This window comes from Pseudomonas sp. Arb-4-2C (assembly GCF_055755015.1).
This window is the reverse complement of the sequence record NZ_CM146899.1, coordinates 3,251,140-3,269,403: the sequence shown is the minus strand read 5'-3', so window position 1 is coordinate 3,269,403 and position 18,264 is coordinate 3,251,140. Positions and strand designations below refer to the sequence as shown.

Below are 18,264 nucleotides of genomic sequence, written 5' to 3'. Positions count from 1 at the left end.
TCCAGAGCGGTTTGGCAATGGTGGCTGCAGCCCCGCTTCAGCCAGTGTAGGAGCTGAAACGGGGGGCGCGTGGACGCTTCGTCAGAAGCTCGCGTCGGCACTGTTGATCAGTCGCGCGAAGGCGCCACCGAGGGTGGCGTTGTGGTGCTCGATGATGGTTTTGGCCGGCAGCACCGGGGTGTCCATGCATGTATGTGCGTCGGCCACCAGCATCGGTTTGAAGCCCAGGTCGGCGGCGGCACGGCAGGTGGCGTCGATGCAGTACTGAGTCTTCATGCCGACGAGGTACAGGTCTTCGATCCCCGCGGCTTTGAGCTGCTGCGCCAGTCCGGTGCCGTGGAAGGCATTGGGCCGGGACTTGTCGAACAGGTGGTCGGCGTCAGCGCGCAGTTCGAGTTCCGGCAGCAATTGCCAGAACGGACTGCCGGCGGCAATCGGCGAACCTTGCGGGCCGGTGTGGCGTGCGGCGTAGACCGGCACGTGCTGCTGACGTGCCAGATTGATCAGGTGCCGGATGTTGGCCAGCACCCGTGCGCCGTCGTGGGGTTTTTCCGGGCCATGGAACAGACCGACCTGCATATCAATGACCAGCAGAGCTGCGGACATGGTGTTTCTCCTTGAGGGTTGCAAGTGCCGCACGGACGGGAGAAACAACAAGGCCCCGTCCTTTGCTGGCGGGGCCTTGGGTTCACTGCGCTGGATTCACCTCAGACAGCCACACCAAGACCCGCCGGTGGCGGTCGTGGTGGTACGGGTGAGGTGCAGCGGGCGCAGGTTCATGGGCCGATCATGCTGGCGGCAGCGAAGGGCTGTCAACTGGCGTATTGCGCGATGCCATTGCCGAACGACCAGTTCTCCTTTTTGACCTCCACCAGATTGATGAACACGTCTTCCAGGCGTATGCCCAGCTGCGTGTTCAGGCTTTGCGCGATGGTCTGGTACAGGGCTTTTTTCTGCTCCAGGGTTCGGCCTTCGTTGAGGGTGATCTGGATGATCACCAGCTGGTCTGTGCGCTGGATGCCGAGATATTGCGGGTCGAAGATGAAATGCTCGGCATCGTGCTCGTTGAGGATCTGGAAGTTGTCATGCTCCGGTACGTTGATGGTGTTGCGCATGGCGGCGTAGATCTGCTCGCCGATGCGTTTGGCGAACGTGGGATCGGCGTGTTTCTTGATTTCGACGCGGACGAGGGGCATGGGCAGAGACTCCATGGGGCAGGGGACTCATTGACGCTAGATGAATTGGACGAAATTGAAAGTATCGGGTGCTTGAACCGACGCCTTCGCGAGCAGGCTCGCTCCCGCCTTTGGAATGCGATCACCTGTGGGTATGAGCCAGCTTGCGAAAGCGTTGGTGGCTACCTACGAAACTTGCGGATTCTGCCTACGAAGTTGGCGGATGCATCTGCTATCGGAACGGCGATGAACGCGAAATCATGTGGGCACAGAGCAGCCCGGGCAGTCACTGCCAACAGCCAAGGAAGGCGAATGCTTCAAAACAATCGAGAACATCTGGAGCTCGAACGGCTAATGAGCGAAACACGCAAGCTTGCGGCTGAACGGAAAAAGCTCATGGCAGAAGAAAAAAAGCTGAGGTGGGAGACGTATTTTTATCCACTCGCGGTAGTCACAGGGGTGTTAACCGCGACAGCGGCAGTAGTAGGCCTTTCACTTAAGTTTTGAGTGTTCGCGTTTCTCACTATTCAGAGCCATGTCCCCAATAAGGAAATCACTATGAACACATTTGACCGTCAGGCCATGATTGAGCGAGCGGATCGAGAGTACGATGAATGCGTTGAAAAAATGCGCATCAAACACAAAGGCGAAATGGTTCCAATCTTGGGACTGTTAGGTTTCGGCCTTTTTTGCATGTCACTCGGATTCCTCCTGGCCCGATCGATCTGATCAAGTCTTCCCGATCGCACATTGCACTGAAGCTTGCCAGAAAACGACATGGCGCATACCTGTTGCCGACAGTCATTTTCCCGAAAACGACAACCCGGTTATCTGATCCGTACAACCATTCCTCAGCTAAGTCTTTGCTTCTGCTCATTTATCGCGGAGAATCGCGCCCCTGTTTCGGCCGGAGCATGTCTGTCGGTTTTTTCCGACGCGTCCTGACCGAGTGGCAAGTGACCGGAATGCGGAGATCCGACCGGATGAATGATCAGGCCAATAGCGTCGACGCACGCTATGAAGCGGCAGCACCAGCTGAACTGTCGAGCTGGAATCGCCATGACACCACGTGGATGTTGGGACTGTTCGGGACGGCCATTGGCGCCGGTACCCTGTTTTTGCCGATCAACGCGGGTCTGGGTGGCTTCTGGCCGCTGGTGATCCTCGCGCTGCTGGCCTTCCCGATGACCTTCTTCGCCCACCGCGGCCTGACCCGCTTCGTGCTCTCCGGTCGTGAAGGCGCCGACATCACCGACGTGGTCGAGCAACATTTCGGCATCAAGGCCGGTGCGCTGATCACCCTGCTGTACTTCTTCGCCATCTTCCCGATCCTGCTGATCTACAGCGTCGGCCTGACCAACACGGTCGCCAGCTTCCTTGAACACCAACTGCATATCACGCCGCCGCCACGCGTGTTGCTGTCGTTCGTGCTGATCCTCGGCCTGCTGGCTGTGGTGCGTTGCGGCGAAACGGCGATCGTCAAGGCGATGAGCCTGATGGTCTATCCGTTCATCGTCGCGCTGCTGTTCCTCGCGGTGTACCTGATCCCGCACTGGACCGGCGGTATTCTCACCACGGCATCGCAAGTGCCAGCGCCGTCGGCATTGCTGCACACGCTGTGGCTGGCGATCCCGGTGATGGTGTTCTCGTTCAACCATTCGCCGATCATTTCGGCGTTCGCGGTGGACCAGAAGCGTCGTTACGGTGCCAATGCGGAGCAGCGCAGCTCGCAGATCCTCTGCCGTGCCCACCTGTTGATGGTGGTGATGGTGCTGTTCTTCGTCTTCAGTTGCGTGCTGACCCTGTCGCCGGAGCAACTGGCTGAAGCCAAGGCGCAGAACCTGTCGATCCTGTCCTATCTGGCTAACCACTTCAGCAACCCGGCCATTGCGTTTGCGGCGCCGTTGATTGCATTCGTGGCGATCTCCAAGTCGTTTCTCGGTCACTACATCGGCGCCAGCGAAGGCCTCAAGGGCCTGATCGTCAAAAGCGGCAAGCGTCCGGGCGCCAAGGCCCTGGATCGCATCGTCGCGGCGTTCATGCTGGTGGTGTGCTGGATCGTTGCGACCCTGAACCCGAGCATTCTCGGGATGATCGAGGCTGTCGGTGGTCCGGTGATCGCGGCGATCCTGTTCCTGATGCCGATGTACGCGATTCGCAAAGTGCCAGCGATGGCGCGCTATCGCGGTCAGGCATCGAACGTGTTCGTTACCGCGGTAGGTCTGGTGGCCATTTCGGCGGTGATTTATTCGCTGACGGCGTAAGCCAAAGCGCCGGATACTCAGCTACAGTGGCCGCTGTGCGTGATGCGCACAGCGGCTTTTTTTCGTCTGGAGACAGTGGATTGTCGAGCGCGCCCCAACCTGTAGCACCACCCAATCGCTGGCAGGACATCCTCGCCGGACTGTCGATTGCCGGTCTGCTGTTGCCCGAAGCGGTCGCTTATTCGACCATCGCCGCGCTGGCGCCGCAGGCGGGGGTGATCGCGCTGTTTGCCGGGCTGCTCTGCTATGGGCTGTTTGGTACCAGCCGCTTTGCCATTGTTTCGGCGACATCTTCATCTGCGGCGGTACTGGCGGCGGCCACCGCGACCATGGCCAATGGTGACCCGCAGTTGCGCGCGACGCTGGCGGTCGGGCTGGTGCTGGTCACTGGCGGGCTGTTCTTGCTGGCGGGGATCTTTCGTTTCGGCAGCGTCACCTCGTTTATCGCCAAACCGGTGTTGCGCGGATTCGCCTTTGGCCTGGCGCTGACCATCATTCTCAAGCAGGTCGCCAGTGTGGTCGGCGTGCACCTGACAGATGCCAATCTGGTGCGTTTCGCCCCGCAACTGCTTGAACAATTGCCGCAATGGAACTGGCCGGCCGCCGCTGTGGCGGCGGTCGCGTTGGTATTGTTGGGGTTGTTTGCCCGCTTTCCACGGGTGCCCGGTGGTTTGCTGGTGGTGGTGATCGGCATCGTTGCCGGGCAATGGCTGAATCTGCCGGCACATGGCGTGCCGCTGATCGGCTTGATCGACCTGAGCCTGGAGGTGCCGAACCTGCCGGTGCTGCCGTTCGCCGATTGGCTGCGGCTGGGCGAAGTCGGGTTTGCGCTGGTGATGATTCTGTATGCCGAGTCTTACGGCTCGATCAGTTCGTTCGCGCTCAAGCACGGTGATCGTGTGACCTCCAACCGTGACCTGCTGGCGTTGGGTGCATCGAACCTGTTGTCCGGGCTGTTTCATGGCATGCCGGCGGGGGCAGGGTATTCGGCGACGTCGGCGAACGAGGCGGCCGGGGCAACTTCACGCTGGGCCGGGGGCGTGGCGGCGCTGGTGGTGCTGGTGATCGTGCTGACCGTATTGCCGTGGATTGCCCTGACACCGGAACCGATTCTGGCCGCCATCGTCATGCATGCGCTGGGCCGTGGTTTGAGTCTGCAGCCGCTGGGACGCTATTTCATCTGGCGCCGGGACCGGGTGCTGGTGTTGTGCGCGGTAGGGGCGGTGCTGGTGTTGGGGATTCTGGATGGACTGCTGGTATCGGTGGCCATCAGCGTGTTGCTGATGCTCAAGCAGATGTCGGCAGCGGATATTCAGGTGCTCGGGCGGATCGATGGCGGGCATGATTTTGTCGATCTGCAGCGCCATCCGACGGCTGTCTCTGAGCCGGGGGTGTTGATTGTGCGGCCCAGTGAGGCGTTGTTCTTTGCCAATGTGGAGCGGATTCTCGGCGCGGCATTGCGTCTGATCCGGCATTCGGACGCGCCGGTGCACACGGTGATCCTCAGTCTTGAAGAAACCCCGGATCTGGATGGCACCAGTATCGAGGCGATGCAGGAGTTTTTTCTGCGGGTGCATCAGGAAGGCAAGCGGCTGATTCTGGCGCGGCTCAAGCATGAAGCGCTGGCGGTGTTGGAGGCATTGCCGGAGGTGACGGCCAACGGGGTGATCCTCAGTGGGTTGAGCGTAGATGGCGCGGTGCAGCAGGCCCGCAAGCTCAACCCATAACCCCCTGTAGGAGTGAGCCTGCTCGCGATAGCGTTGTGTCAGTCGATAAAAATGTAGCTGACACACCGCATTCGCGAGCAAGCCCGCTCCCACAGGTCATTCAGGCATAAAAAAACGCCGCTCATCTGACGATGGGCGGCGTTTTTCATTGCGTTGCAACGTTAGGCTTGAACGACCGGGATCTTGGCGTTCGCAGCAGCTTCACGGAACTCGGCGATCTGGTCGAAGGACAGGTAGCGGTAGACATCGGCCGCCATGCTGTCGATCTTGCCAGCGTATTCCATGTACTCCTCGACGGTCGGCAGGCGACCCAGGATCGAAGCAACGGACGCCAGTTCGGCCGAAGCCAGGTAGACGTTCGCGCCGTCGCCCAGACGGTTCGGGAAGTTACGGGTGGACGTCGAGACCACGGTGCTGTTCGGCTCAACGCGTGCCTGGTTACCCATGCACAGCGAGCAGCCTGGCATTTCCATGCGTGCGCCGGCCTTGCCGTAGATGCCGTAGTAGCCTTCTTCGGTCAGTTGGTGAGCGTCCATCTTGGTCGGTGGCGACAGCCACAGACGGGTTGGCAGCTGACCCTTGACCTGATCCAGCAGTTTACCGGCAGCGCGGAAGTGACCGATGTTGGTCATGCACGAACCGATGAACACTTCGTCGATCTTCTCGCCAGCAACGCTGGACAGCAGACGGGCATCGTCCGGGTCGTTCGGCGCGCACAGTACCGGCTCGCTGATGTCGGCCAGATCGATTTCGATGACTTCGGCGTATTCGGCGTCGGCATCGGCTTCCATCAGTTCCGGGTTGGCAACCCAGGCTTCCATCGCTTGAGCGCGACGTTCCAGGGTACGTGCGTCGCCGTAGCCTTCGCCGATCATCCAGCGCAGCAGAGTGATGTTGGAGTTCAGGTACTCGGTGATCGACTCTTTCGACAGCTTGATGGTGCAGCCTGCAGCCGAACGTTCGGCCGAAGCGTCGGACAGTTCGAACGCCTGTTCCAGGGTCAGACCTTCCAGGCCTTCGATTTCCAGGATGCGGCCGGAGAAGGCGTTTTTCTTGCCTTTCTTCTCGACGGTCAGCAGACCGTTCTGGATGGCGAAGTAAGGAATGGCATGAACCAGGTCACGCAGGGTGATGCCAGGTTTCATCTTGCCTTTGAAGCGCACCAGGATCGATTCCGGCATGTCCAGCGGCATGACGCCGGTGGCAGCGGCGAACGCGACCAGACCGGAACCGGCCGGGAACGAGATGCCCATCGGGAAACGGGTGTGCGAGTCACCACCGGTACCGACGGTGTCTGGCAGCAGCATGCGGTTCAGCCACGAGTGGATGATGCCGTCGCCCGGACGCAGGGAAACGCCGCCGCGGGTCATGATGAAGTCAGGCAGGGTGTGGTGGGTGGTCACGTCGATCGGCTTCGGATACGCCGCGGTGTGGCAGAAGGACTGCATGACCAGATCAGCGGAGAAGCCCAGGCACGCCAGGTCTTTCAGTTCGTCACGGGTCATCGGACCGGTGGTGTCCTGAGAACCTACGGTGGTCATCTTCGGTTCGCAGTAGGTGCCAGGACGTACGCCTTGGCCTTCTGCCAGACCGCACGCCTTGCCGACCATTTTCTGCGCCAGGGTGAAACCCTTGGTGCTTTCAGCCGGTGCTTCAGGCTTTTTGAACAGGTCGAACGCAGGCAGACCCAGTTCGGCGCGAGCCTTCTCGGTCAGGCCACGGCCGATGATCAGCGGAATACGGCCGCCGGCACGTACTTCGTCCAACAGAACCGGGGTCTTCATTTCGAAGGTGGTCAGGACTTCGTCAGTGCCGTGTTTGCAGACTTTGCCAGCATGCGGGTACAGGTCGATCACGTCGCCCATGTTCATGTTGGTAACGTCGAACTCGATTGGCAGTGCGCCGGCATCTTCCATGGTGTTGTAGAAGATCGGAGCGATTTTGCTGCCGAAGCAGAAACCGCCAGCGCGCTTGTTCGGCACGTAAGGGATGTCATCGCCGAAGAACCACAGGACCGAGTTGGTTGCGGATTTACGCGAGGAGCCAGTACCGACCACGTCACCGACGTAGGCGATCGGGAAGCCTTGACCGCGCATTTCTTCGATCTGCTTCATCGGGCCGGTCTTGCCTTGCTCGTCCGGAACGATGCCGTCACGGGCCATTTTCAGCATGGCCAGGGCGTGCAGCGGGATGTCAGGACGCGACCAGGCATCTGGCGCAGGGGACAGGTCGTCGGTGTTGGTTTCGCCGGTGACCTTGAACACGCGCAGGCTGATCTTGTCGGCCAGAACAGGGCGCTTCTTGAACCACTCGCCGTCAGCCCAGGATTGCAGCACGGCTTTGGCGTGAGCGTTGCCGTTCTTGGCTTTTTCAGCCACGTCGTGGAAGGCATCGAACATCAGCAGGGTGTGCTTGAGTTCTTCGGCAGCCACGGGCGCCAGCTCGGCGTTGTCCAGCAGTTCGACCAGGGTCACGATGTTGTAGCCGCCCTGCATGGTGCCGAGCAGTTCTACAGCGCGCTTCTTGTCCAGCAGAGGGGAGGAGACTTCGCCTTTGGCCAGAGCCGACAGGAAACCGGCTTTGACGTAAGCGGCTTCGTCCACTCCAGGTGGTACGCGATTGGTGATCAGGTCAACGAGGAAAGCTTCTTCGCCAGCCGGAGGATTCTTCAGCAGCTCGACCAGGCCTGCAGTTTGTTCGGCGTTAAGCGGCTGGGGAACGATACCCAGGGCTGCACGCTCTTCGATATGTTTGCGGTAGGCTTCAAGCACAGTTATTACCCTCATCAGTGGTCCCAAATGGGTGTCCGGGACGCTCATCCCGAAATTGCCGTACTCATGCACCTCACGACGTTGTGGGTCGTTTGGCCAGAATTACCGGCAATTCCTTACAGAAGCTGCTTTCAAAGTTTTACGCCTGCAGAACGGGGAGCTGATGAGGGTTGGCGTTGGGCTTTTCCCCGCTGGAAAAACCCTTCGCCAACACCGCTCTGAAGGAACGACTGTGCTCGTGACGCTTTGAAAACAGCTTCTAACGGACATTGGCGCCTTAAAAGGCTGGCTGATTCTACGGCAAAAAAAATTTAAAGGTAAGTCGGACTCTATTGGACTTTGGTGGCGTTGTGCGCGGGCGGAGCAAACCGCGATCCAGCGCTTGTCCCTGACGTTTGAGGGGTGATCAATGCCCGACAAAGGGCTAACATGCCGGCCTGTTCCGCGTTTCAGTGTTTTGCCAATTTATGCCCAATCAGACCATCAAGACCCCCTGCGTCGGCCTCTGCTCCACTGTTTACGGAGATCTGGTGTGCCGTGGCTGCAAGCGTTTCCACCACGAAGTGATCAATTGGAATGGTTACAACGAGGAGGAAAAGCGCGCGGTGTGGTTGCGTCTTGAGCAATTGCTGTCACAAGTGATGGCGGGCAAGGTCGAGATCTTCGATTCGGCGCGCCTGCGCCAGCAGCTGGAGCAGCGCAAGATCCGCTTCGTGCCGCACCAGTCGGAATATTGCTGGGCCTATCAGCTGATTGCTCGCGGGGCGCGGGTGATCATTAATCTGGAAGCCTATGGGATGGTGTTGCTGCCGGAGTTCCGCGACTGGAACCTGCCGGAACTGCGCGATGCCATTGATCGGGAATTCTTCCTGCTGTCGGAAGCGCATTACCAGCGCTACATTGCGCCCGGCTTCCTCAAGGACGCCTTTGGCGCCTGAAGATCAAAAGCTTCGCGAGCAAGCCCGCTCCCACAGAGGAATACATTCCAAAGGTAGGAGTGCATTTCAAATGTGGGAGCGGGCTTGCTCGCGAAGGGTCCATCCAATACAGCGCAATTCTCAGTGCTTCACCGCCAGCTCCACCAGATGGTCCTCAACCTCCTGCGGCTTGAGCACCAGCACATCGCTTTCCAGCGAATCAAGCACCACTTCGGCGGTATTGCCGATCAGCGCCCCTGACAACCCGGTCCGCGCCACAGTGCCGATGACGGTCACCGCCGCTTCCAGCTTGTGCGCCATGAACGGGATCAGCACATCCGCCGGGCCTTCTTCGATGTGCAGATGAGCGTCATCGACATCGAATTCGGCCTGAAACGCCCGGCATTGCTCGCGATACCTGGCCTCGATGGTTTCCTTGAGCTGAAAGGTCGGGTCAGCCGCCGAGAGCATCGGCGACGGGTGCGCACTGATTACATGCAGATGCCCTTTGGCCAGGCTGGCGATGTCAAAGCCGTGATCGATGATCGTCGTGTGCAAATGCCGGTGTTCGCCATCGGCGTTGCCCACGTTGACCGCTGCCAGAATCACCCGGTCCTTCCATGGTGTGCAGGTTTTCACCAGCAACACCGGGGTCGGGCAGTGACGCAGCAGTTTCCAGTCCGCCGGGGTCAGCAAGGCTTTTTTCAGCGCGCTGTCAGGAAAGTGCTGTTTGATCACCAGCCCGCAGCCTTCGGCCTGCTGCACATCGATGATGGTTTCGTGCAGGCTCTCGTTCCACGCCTGTTCGGTGGTCACGCTGTAGCCGTCGGCGATCAGCGCGGCTTTGAGCACGCCGAGCATGCCGGCGTGGTCGTGTTTGCGGTCACACACCAGCAGGTGCAGATGCGCCTGGGTCACGCCGGCGATCAACTTGGCGCGCTTGAGCGCCAGGCTTTCCGAATGTTCGGGTTCGATGACCACCAGAATGCTGCGAATGGCTTGCATGAGCGGAGTCTCCAGCAAAGAAAAGGCACGGCGTTGCACAACTATAGTTGCTGCTCATCGGCCTGCGACTTGATGCATATCAACGCCTGCGACTGGTGGTCTGCGGGCAGGCCGGTATAATCGGCGCCCTTCGCGCCAATACCTTTACCGTGAGCCCCATGATCCTGCCCGAAATCCACGAATTCCTTGGCTGCCGCACGCCCGACGCCTGGGTCCAGGCCGCACTGGCCGATCAGGAAACACTGCTGATCGACCACAAGAACTGCGAGTTCAAGGCCGCCAGCACCGCGCTGAGCCTGATTGCCAAGTACCATTCCCACGTCGACCTGATCAACATGATGTCGCGTCTGGCCCGGGAAGAGCTGGTGCACCACGAACAAGTCATGCGCATCATGAAGCGCCGCAAGATCGAGTTGCGCCAGCTGCATGCCGGGCGTTATGCCTCCGGCCTGCGCAAAGTGGTGCGCAGTCACGAGCCGGTGAAACTGGTCGATACGCTGGTGGTCGGTGCGTTCATCGAAGCACGCAGTTGCGAGCGTTTCGAGGCGCTGGTGCCGCATCTTGACGAAGAACTCGGCAAGTTCTATTTCGGCCTGCTGAAAAGCGAGGCGCGGCATTTTCAGGGTTATCTGAAGCTGGCTTACCAGTACGGCGACGCGAAGGACATCGCCCAGGTGATCGAAAAGGTTCGCGCTGCCGAGCAGGAACTGATCGAATCGCCGGATGAAGAGTTTCGCTTCCACAGCGGTGTGCCGGCCGCGGCCTGACACACAAACTGTTAAAAACTCTTAAGAGTATGAAATATCACCGAAAACCGGCCCCAGTGGCCGGTTTTTGCTGCCTGCAACCACGCCACACCCGCGATTGCCGCCATAATGTCGGCCACTTCACACATGGGTTGGCAGACGGTCGTTATGGATAACCTGGGTTTTGGCAAAGTCTTGCTGGTCGAAGACGATGAGCGTCTGGCCACGCTGATTGCGCACTTTCTCGAACAGCATGGCTACGAGGTGCGCGCAGTGCATCGCGGTGATCTGGCGATGGCCGCGTTTCTCGAGTTCCAGCCCAAAGTGGTGGTGCTCGACCTGATGCTGCCGGGGCAGAGCGGGCTGCACGTGTGCCGGGAAATCCGCAGCGTGTCGGACACGCCGATTGTCATCCTCACCGCCAAGGAAGACGACCTCGACCACATTCTCGGCCTGGAATCCGGCGCCGATGACTACGTGATCAAACCGATCAAGCCGCCGGTGCTGCTGGCGCGGCTGCGCGCCTTGCAGCGGCGCCAGGTGCCGGACAGCGGCGTCGTCAGCTCGCTGGAGTTCGGCCGGTTGAGCATTGATCGCAGCTGTCGCGAAGTGCGCCTGGCCGGCGAAATCATTGAAATGACCACCATGGAGTTCGAGCTGTTGTGGCTGCTGGCCAGCGCTGCCGGCAAGACCCTGTCGCGCGATGACATCCTCAACCGCATGCGCGGCATTGCCTTCGACGGGCTCAATCGCAGTGTCGACTTGTACATCAGCAAATTGCGCAACAAGCTCAAGGACAATCCCCGCGAGCCGGTCTGCATCAAGACCGTGTGGGGCAAGGGCTATCTGTTCAATCCGTTCGCGTGGGAGCTGTAGATGCTGCGGTTATTCCTCGGGCTGTTTCTGGTGATGACGGTGGGGCTGGTGCTGGCCCTGCAAACCGTCGAGCACACCTTCAACGCATTGCTCGACAATCAGATGCAGGCCTACAACCGTGAAGCGGTGCGTGGGCAGGCGTGGTCACTGGTCGAGCACATGCGCGATCAGCAAGGCGCGGCGCGCGAGCAGCAACTGGAGGCGCTGCGCCCGCACTACGGCTTGTCGCTGAAGCTGGTGGAGGCTGATCAACTGGCTCTCAGCCCTGAAGAAAAATCCGAGCTGGCGCAGAACCTGCTGGTGATTCGCGACAACTACACCCAGTTCATCAGCAACATCGACGGTGGTTCGCAGTTGCTCAGCATCAAGTTGCCGCCGGAGCCGAGCCTGATGCCGTTCTACATTGCGGTGGCTTACGCGATGCTCGCGGTGCTGATCGGCATCGTCCTGTTCTTCTGGGTGCGCCCGCACTGGCGCGATCTGGAGAGACTGCGCCTGGCCGCCGAGCGCTTTGGCGATAACGACCTGTCGGTGCGCATTCAACTGTCCAAGCGCTCGAACATCCGCGACCTGGCCGAGCACTTCAACCTGATGGCGGCGCGCATCGAGAGCCTGATCGCCAATCAGCGCGAGCTGACCAACGCCGTATCCCATGAACTGCGTACGCCGATTGCGCGGCTGTCGTTTGAGCTCGATCAGCTCAAGCAGCAACCGGACGCCAGCCAGAACCGCGAACTGATCGCCGACATGTACGCCGACCTTGGCGAGCTGGAGGAAATGGTCTCCGAACTGCTGACCTACGCCAGCCTGGAACGCGGTGCAACGGTGATCAAGCGTGAGAACATTCAGGCCGCCAATTGGCTCGACAGCGTGGTCGGCAGCGTGGCGCTGGAGGCAGAAGCGGCGGGGGTGCAATTGCTGATCGGTGATTGTCGGATCGACACAGTGCGCATCGAGCCGCGATTCATGGCGCGGGCGGTGATCAATCTGCTGCGCAATGCTATTCGTTATGCCGAACAGCGCGTTGAAGTAACGCTGGTGCGCACCGGTGATTATTACGAGGTGCGGGTCAACGACGACGGCCCGGGTGTGCCGGTGGACGGACGGGAGAAGATCTTCGAGCCGTTCTCGCGGCTCGATGCCAGCCGTGATCGGCGCACGGGTGGCTTTGGTTTGGGGCTGGCACTGGTGAGGCGGGTGTCGCAATCCCATGGCGGGCAGGTCGAAGTGGGGGAGTCGGTTTGGGGTGGGGCGTCGTTTCGGATGACCTGGGCGCATCTGGATTGATCTGCGTTGCCAGTCCCGGCTTCTTCGCGAGCAGGCTCGCTCCCACAGGTGAATGCATTCCAAATGTGGGTGCGGGCTTGCTCGCGAAGAGGCCATCAATCACACCGCAATTCCCGACTCATTTGACCAGCCCCAACCGTTCATGCCACTGCGCAATCGACTCTTCGGGATAAACCTCAAACTGCTTGTCCCCAGGCGTTGCGTCCACCTCAACCCATGGCGCCTTCGAACCGAGCATCAAATGCGTATGTTCCGGCGGTGTCGGCAATGGCGTGTCGATGGCCGAGGCGAACGGGTGGATCAACTCCGGCCATTGCGGGCTGAACAGCCACAAAGCGCTGCCGCACTGTGAGCAGAAATGCCGTTCGGCGGTGCTGCGGTGGGCGCGCTTTTCGCCTTCGTCCTTCATTTTCGCGTGGTAGATGCTGATGTTCTTGCGACCCTGGACCTTGAGGCTTGTCGAGTCGCCACCGAGGTTGATCGCATAGCCACCACCGCCCTGGGTCTTGCGGCAGATCGAGCAGTAGCAGCGTTGATAAGGGTAAGGGTGGGCGCTGGTCAGGCTGAAGGTGACGGCGCCGCAGTGGCAGGAGCCTTCGAGGTGCATGAGGGGCCTCCGGTGGGCTGAAGTAGTCCGGTTCAGCCTAGAAGGTTTGTGGCGATCATGCTGACGCCTTCGCGAGCAAGCCCGCTCCCACGGGGGAACGCATTTCAAAATGTGGGAGCGGGCTTGCTCGCGAAGAACGATAACGCGCAGCCACTGGACGCCCACCGCCAGCCCGGTCAGCATGGCCCACAAAAAAGGGATCACCCCATGCGAAAACTCCCCTCACTGGCCGCCCTGCGAACCTTCGAATGCGCCGCCCGTCACGCGCATTTCGGCCGCGCCGCCGCTGAGCTGTGTGTCACTGACAGTGCGGTCAGCCACCAGATCCGTCAGCTCGAAGAGCAACTCGGCGTTTCGCTGTTCATCCGCGAAGGCCGGCAGATCCGCCCGACCATCGCCGCCGGACGCCTGATGCAAAGCCTGCAGCAAGCCTTTGAACTGATCGGCGAGGCCTGCGATGAACTGCGCGACCCCTCGTCGTTGGCGGTATTGCGCCTGGCTGTGACGGCAGAACTGGCGCAAAAGTGGCTGATGAACCGCCTCACCGATTTCTATGCGCGCTACCCGCACATCACCCTGCATCTCTACGAACAGCCGATCGACGCCAGCGCGCCCGGTGAAGACATCGATCTGGCGATCACCTACGGCACCGGCCCGGTGGATAGCAGCGCCTACTTCGTGCGGCCGTTGCCGGCGCTACAGTTCTTCCCGGTGTGCAGCCCCGGGCTGTTCAACCAAGGCACGTTGAAAACCCCGAAAGACCTCGCGCGCCATTGCCTGCTGCACGACGACCAGGACGGCAAGACCTGGACCGCGTGGCTCACCAGTCATGCCGGCGATCTACGTCCGCAGCGCCAACTGTATTTCGCCCATGCCGGGCTGGCGCTGGAAGCGGCGGCGCAGGGGCAGGGGGTGGCGATGGGCGACAACCTTACCGCGCACGAGGACTTGCTGAGCGGGCGACTGGTGCGGCCATTCACCTCCAGCATGACCGCGCTCGGCCAATACGCGCTGGTTTGCGAACGGCTGCGCCTGGAGCGTCCGGCGGTCGCGCAGATGCTCGAATGGTTCAACGATCAGCTGGCCGATTGATGAATTGAATTCAACGGTTCCGAAATAATCATCGTTGGCGGGCCACGCGTCCGCGACCGTAGCCTGTGGTCATTCCCATCCCCAAGACGAGGTTTGATCATGGCACGTTTGCTCGACTCTACCCCTAAACGCGACGGCTTCCGCCTGCCCGGCGAATTCGAACGCAAGACCGGCTGCTGGCTCGGCTGGCCGGAGCGCACCGACGTGTGGCGCAACGGCGCGAAACCGGCGCAGAAAGTCTGGGTGCAGATTGTCACGGCGATCTCCCACAGCGAACCCGTCACCGTCTGCGCTTCGGCCGCGCAATTCGCCACCGCCCGCCGCCAGTTGCCGCCGCAAGTACGCGTGGTCGAGATGACCTGCAACGACACCTGGTTCCGCGACAGCGGCCCCTGCTTTGTGGTCAACGATGAGCGCGGCGAAGTGCGCGGCGTCGATTTCGAGTTCAACGCCTACGGTGGCCTGGACGGCGGTCTCTACTACCCGTGGGACAAGGACGATCAGATCGCCAGCAAGATCCTCGAAATCGAGCGTTTCGACCGCTACCGCGCACCGCTGATTGCCGAACTGGGCGGCATCCAGAGCGACGGCCAGGGCAGCATCCTCACCACCGAACAATGCCTGCTCAACCGCAATCGCAACCAGCATCTGGGCAAGGACGAAGTCACCCGGCGCCTGACCGATTACCTCGGTGCCGAGCAGGTGATCTGGCTGCCACGTGGCTGCAAGTTCGACGAAACCGACGGCCATGTCGATGACCTCGCGTGTTTCGTGCGTCCCGGCGAAGTGGTGCTGCAATGGACCGACAACCGCGACGACCCGCAGTGGGAAATCTATCAGGAGGCCTACGACATCCTGCGCAGCACCCGCGACAGTCGCGGTCGCGAGTTGATCGTGCACAAGCTGCCGCAACCGGACGTGCTGGAGTGGACCGCCGAAGAAGCCGAAGGCCTTGATCAGCAGGACAGCACCCACACCCGTCAGGCCGGCACGAAAATCTGTGCGTCGTACATCAACTACTACGCCGGCAACAGCTCGATCGTGGTGCCGCTGTTTGGTGATCGCAACGATCAGGTGGCACTGGCGACCCTTGCCGAACTGTTCCCGCAGCACAAGATCGTCGGCATTGAAAACTCCCGGGAAATCCTTCTCGGTGGCGGCAACGTCGCGTGTATCACCATGCCGCAGTACGCCGGCACGCCTTACAAAAAGGGGGTGTAATGATGGGCCTGCACAAACTGACTCAAGCGTTACTGCTGGTGCTTGCACCCCTGTGTGTGCAGGCCGCCGACACGGCCAAACCGGTGGTTAACCTGTACATCTGGGGCGAATACCTGGCCCCGGATACGCTGAAGAATTTCGAAGCAAAAACCGGCATTCACGTGGTCGCCGATCACTTCGATTCGCTGGAAACCGTGGAGACCAAACTGCTCACCGGGCGTAGTGGCTATGACCTGGTGCTGACCGCCGGCCAGCACCTGTCGCGGGCCATCGAGAGCGGCGCGATCCAGCCGTTGGACAAGGCACGGGTGCCGCACTTTGCCGGGGTGGGTGAAGAGTTTCGCCAGCACATGGCGGTGTTCGATCCGGGCAACCGCTACGCCGGGATCTACGCCTGGGGCACCACCGGGGTGGGTTATCGGGAAGACGCGATCCGGCAGCGCCTGCCGAATGCGCCAACCGACAGCTGGGCGATGCTGTTCGACCCGGCGGTGGTATCGAAATTTGCCGATTGCGGGGTGAGCCTGCTCAACGACCCGAACGAGGTGTTCGCGGCGGTCATGAAATACATGGGCCTGGACATCAACCGGCAGAGCCTCGACGACCTGAAACTCGCCGAGCAGCAACTGGCGAAGATCCGCCCGTACATTCGCTACTTCGACAATGACCTGAACATCAGCGACCTGGCCAACGGCAACACCTGCGTAGCGATGTCGTGGAACGGCAACGTGGCGATTGCGGCAGGGCAGGCGCAGGCGGCAAACAAGCCGTTCAAGCTCAGTTACCGCATCCCGAAAGAAGGCACGCTGATCTGGTTTGACGCCATGGTCATTCCCAAGGATGCACCGCATCCCCAGGCCGGGCTGGCGTTGATGGATTACCTGATGACCCCCGAGGTGATCGCGCCGATCACCGACACCATTCACTACGCCAACGCGATCACGGCGGCGGACGGTTTGGTGGATGCATCGATCCGCAATGATCCTGGGACGTACCCGTCAGAGGCGGTGTGGGCTTCGCTGTACAGCAAGAATGACAATGGCAAGGTGTTCAACCGGGCGTTGATTCGGGCGTTCAGCAAGTTGAAATCAGGTCTGTGAAAAGCCAACCCTCACCCCAGCCCTCTCATGGAGGGTGAGGGCAACGGTTTTGCCACGCGCCACAAATACCACGCTGCCACCGTCCGGTACGGGCTCCACGTCAGGCCGATTTCGATCATCTGCTTGCGCGTCGGTTGCACTTCCAGCCCCTTCAACCGGCGATAACCCTCGCGCACGCCGAAGTCGTCCGCCGGCAGGATATCCATGCGCTCCAGGCTGTAAATCAGCAGCATCTCCACAGTCCAGCGGCCAACCCCGCGCAGGCTGACGAGACGCTCGATCAACGCCTCGTCGTCCATCGCCAGCGCGGTGGGATAATCTGGCACCACGCCGTCCAGGCTCGCCTGGGCGATGCCCTGAATCGTCGCAATCTTGCCCGCCGAGAAGCCACAGCCGCGCAGTTGATCGAAGCCCGCCGCCAGAATCTGCGCAGGTCGGGGGAACGTCTGCCCGGGAAACAACGCCACCAGACGCCCGACAATCGCGTCGCCGGCCTTGGCGTGCAGTTGCTGATAGGCAATCGCCCGCACCAGCGACTCGTAAGGATCACGCGCCGGGTGCGGTTGATGCAGGCAGGGGCCGACAGCGCTGATGTGCCGCTGCCAGTCCTCGTCGAGTGCGGCCAGATGTTTGCGGGCCGCTTGATAACGCTCGGCCATGCTTATTTCAGCAGACCGTTGACTTCGCCGTAGGTCAGCGCCTTGAGCGCATGGGTGTCGAGCTTGCCGCTGGCAAGGAAACTTTTCACCAGGGTATCCATTGCGCCATAGAGGAACTCGGCGATGCCGGAGCCGGCGCTCAAACGGCGCACACCCAGGGCCTGAAGCTCCTCGGGCGAGGGCAGGCAGGCGAACCCCAGGACATTGACCGGCAACGATGTGCCTTTGCAGATCGCCTCGATTTCATAGGCAGCGGTGACGCCGGCCGCGAACAAACCATCGGCCCCGGCCGCCTGGTACAGCGCCGAGCGCCGCAGGGTTTCAGCGACGCGGTCTTGCGCCGGGACCAGGCCTTTTAGGTAAACGTCGGTGCGGGCGTTGATGAACAGCTTCACATCACGCTTCTGAGCGACTTGCCGCGCCACTTCGATCTTGCGCGCCAACAGCTCCGGTGCGCCGCTGCCGTCCTCGATATTGATCCCGACCGCACCGGCGGCCAACACCGCATCGATGACCTCGGCCACGCGCCCCAGGTCATCGGAATAACCGGCTTCGATGTCCACGCTCAGCGGCACCTTGATCACCCGGGCGATGGACTCCACGGTGGACATCAAGCGTTCGAGGGGCAGGGTATTGCCGTCCGGATAACCATGGGCCCAGGCCACCGCCGCGCTGCTGGTGGCGACCGCTTTGCCGCCCGCGTGCTCGACCAGTCGCGCACCGGTGGCATCGGCGACGTTGGTCAGGATCAGCAGGCCATCCTGGTGCAGCTGGTGAAACTGTGTGTCGAGTGTGCTCATCGAAATCCCTTCTCTTA

The 18,264-nt window shown here is 60.9% G+C and carries 18 protein-coding genes; 11 read left to right on the top strand and 7 right to left on the bottom strand.

Annotation, left to right across the window (positions count from 1 at the left end; translation table 11 throughout):
- Positions 1 to 81: 81 nt before the first annotated feature.
- Positions 82 to 606 (bottom strand): cysteine hydrolase family protein, encoded by a 525-nt coding sequence (locus tag AC0J41_RS14510; RefSeq protein WP_473012808.1) that lies wholly within the window; start codon positions 604 to 606, stop codon positions 82 to 84.
- A gap of 206 nt (positions 607 to 812) precedes the next feature.
- Positions 813 to 1,196: a tautomerase family protein gene (locus AC0J41_RS14505; protein ID WP_473012807.1), complete on the bottom strand. Its 384-nt coding sequence runs from the start codon at positions 1,194 to 1,196 to the stop codon at positions 813 to 815.
- A 291-nt stretch (positions 1,197 to 1,487) separates the two neighbouring features.
- On the opposite strand from AC0J41_RS14505, the gene AC0J41_RS14500 reads away from it, so the two are divergent.
- From AC0J41_RS14500 to AC0J41_RS14485, 4 genes are all read left to right on the top strand, one after another.
- Complete coding sequence (locus AC0J41_RS14500; RefSeq protein WP_473012806.1) at positions 1,488 to 1,682, top strand: hypothetical protein; 195 nt, start codon at positions 1,488 to 1,490, stop codon at positions 1,680 to 1,682.
- A gap of 51 nt (positions 1,683 to 1,733) precedes the next feature.
- Entirely contained in the window at positions 1,734 to 1,904 is a 171-nt protein-coding gene (locus AC0J41_RS14495; protein WP_178082144.1) for a hypothetical protein, read from the top strand.
- A 254-nt stretch (positions 1,905 to 2,158) separates the two neighbouring features.
- Positions 2,159 to 3,439 carry a serine/threonine transporter gene (locus tag AC0J41_RS14490; protein WP_025111464.1) on the top strand — a complete coding sequence of 427 codons (1,281 nt, stop codon included), beginning with the start codon at positions 2,159 to 2,161 and terminating at the stop codon, positions 3,437 to 3,439.
- Between the two features lie 80 nt (positions 3,440 to 3,519).
- Positions 3,520 to 5,166 (top strand): SulP family inorganic anion transporter, encoded by a 1,647-nt coding sequence (locus AC0J41_RS14485; protein ID WP_025111465.1) that lies wholly within the window; start codon positions 3,520 to 3,522, stop codon positions 5,164 to 5,166.
- A gap of 161 nt (positions 5,167 to 5,327) precedes the next feature.
- Here the strand turns inward: AC0J41_RS14485 and acnB are convergent, their stop codons facing one another.
- Entirely contained in the window at positions 5,328 to 7,937 is a 2,610-nt protein-coding gene (gene acnB / locus AC0J41_RS14480) for a bifunctional aconitate hydratase 2/2-methylisocitrate dehydratase (protein ID WP_025111466.1), read from the bottom strand.
- A gap of 467 nt (positions 7,938 to 8,404) precedes the next feature.
- Between acnB and AC0J41_RS14475 the strand changes: the two genes are divergently transcribed.
- Positions 8,405 to 8,875, top strand: a complete 471-nt coding sequence (locus AC0J41_RS14475) for a DUF1289 domain-containing protein (protein WP_025111467.1) — start codon at positions 8,405 to 8,407, stop codon at positions 8,873 to 8,875.
- 120 nt (positions 8,876 to 8,995) lie between these two features.
- Here AC0J41_RS14475 and AC0J41_RS14470 read toward each other — a convergent pair whose 3' ends face one another.
- Positions 8,996 to 9,859 (bottom strand): universal stress protein, encoded by an 864-nt coding sequence (locus AC0J41_RS14470; protein ID WP_473012805.1) that lies wholly within the window; start codon positions 9,857 to 9,859, stop codon positions 8,996 to 8,998.
- A 158-nt stretch (positions 9,860 to 10,017) separates the two neighbouring features.
- On the opposite strand from AC0J41_RS14470, the gene AC0J41_RS14465 reads away from it, so the two are divergent.
- The 3 genes from AC0J41_RS14465 to AC0J41_RS14455 all read left to right on the top strand — a co-directional run bounded on the left by AC0J41_RS14465 (position 10,018) and on the right by AC0J41_RS14455 (position 12,768).
- The gene (locus tag AC0J41_RS14465) at positions 10,018 to 10,626 is read left to right on the top strand and encodes a MiaE family protein (RefSeq protein WP_025111469.1); all 609 of its coding nucleotides are present in this window, start codon (positions 10,018 to 10,020) and stop codon (positions 10,624 to 10,626) included.
- A gap of 147 nt (positions 10,627 to 10,773) precedes the next feature.
- Positions 10,774 to 11,481 (top strand): response regulator, encoded by a 708-nt coding sequence (locus tag AC0J41_RS14460; RefSeq protein WP_473012804.1) that lies wholly within the window; start codon positions 10,774 to 10,776, stop codon positions 11,479 to 11,481.
- Positions 11,482 to 12,768, top strand: coding sequence for an ATP-binding protein (locus tag AC0J41_RS14455; protein ID WP_473012803.1), 1,287 nt, complete (start codon positions 11,482 to 11,484; stop codon positions 12,766 to 12,768).
- A gap of 118 nt (positions 12,769 to 12,886) precedes the next feature.
- On the opposite strand, the gene AC0J41_RS14450 is transcribed toward AC0J41_RS14455, so the two are convergent.
- Positions 12,887 to 13,375, bottom strand: a complete 489-nt coding sequence (locus AC0J41_RS14450) for a GFA family protein (protein WP_473012802.1) — start codon at positions 13,373 to 13,375, stop codon at positions 12,887 to 12,889.
- Positions 13,376 to 13,582: 207 nt separating this feature from the next.
- Between AC0J41_RS14450 and AC0J41_RS14445 the strand changes: the two genes are divergently transcribed.
- The 3 genes from AC0J41_RS14445 to AC0J41_RS14435 all read left to right on the top strand — a co-directional run bounded on the left by AC0J41_RS14445 (position 13,583) and on the right by AC0J41_RS14435 (position 16,788).
- Entirely contained in the window at positions 13,583 to 14,467 is an 885-nt protein-coding gene (locus AC0J41_RS14445; RefSeq protein WP_473012801.1) for a LysR substrate-binding domain-containing protein, read from the top strand.
- Positions 14,468 to 14,566: 99 nt separating this feature from the next.
- Positions 14,567 to 15,688: an agmatine deiminase gene (gene aguA, locus AC0J41_RS14440; RefSeq protein WP_025111474.1), complete on the top strand. Its 1,122-nt coding sequence runs from the start codon at positions 14,567 to 14,569 to the stop codon at positions 15,686 to 15,688.
- A gap of 2 nt (positions 15,689 to 15,690) precedes the next feature.
- Entirely contained in the window at positions 15,691 to 16,788 is a 1,098-nt protein-coding gene (locus AC0J41_RS14435) for an extracellular solute-binding protein (protein WP_473016005.1), read from the top strand.
- An 11-nt stretch (positions 16,789 to 16,799) separates the two neighbouring features.
- Here the strand turns inward: AC0J41_RS14435 and AC0J41_RS14430 are convergent, their stop codons facing one another.
- Both AC0J41_RS14430 and AC0J41_RS14425 read right to left on the bottom strand, forming a co-directional pair.
- Positions 16,800 to 17,447 carry a DNA-3-methyladenine glycosylase family protein gene (locus AC0J41_RS14430; RefSeq protein ID WP_473012800.1) on the bottom strand — a complete coding sequence of 216 codons (648 nt, stop codon included), beginning with the start codon at positions 17,445 to 17,447 and terminating at the stop codon, positions 16,800 to 16,802.
- A 2-nt stretch (positions 17,448 to 17,449) separates the two neighbouring features.
- Complete coding sequence (locus AC0J41_RS14425) at positions 17,450 to 18,247, bottom strand: isocitrate lyase/PEP mutase family protein (protein WP_473012799.1); 798 nt, start codon at positions 18,245 to 18,247, stop codon at positions 17,450 to 17,452.
- Positions 18,248 to 18,264 lie beyond the last annotated feature (17 nt).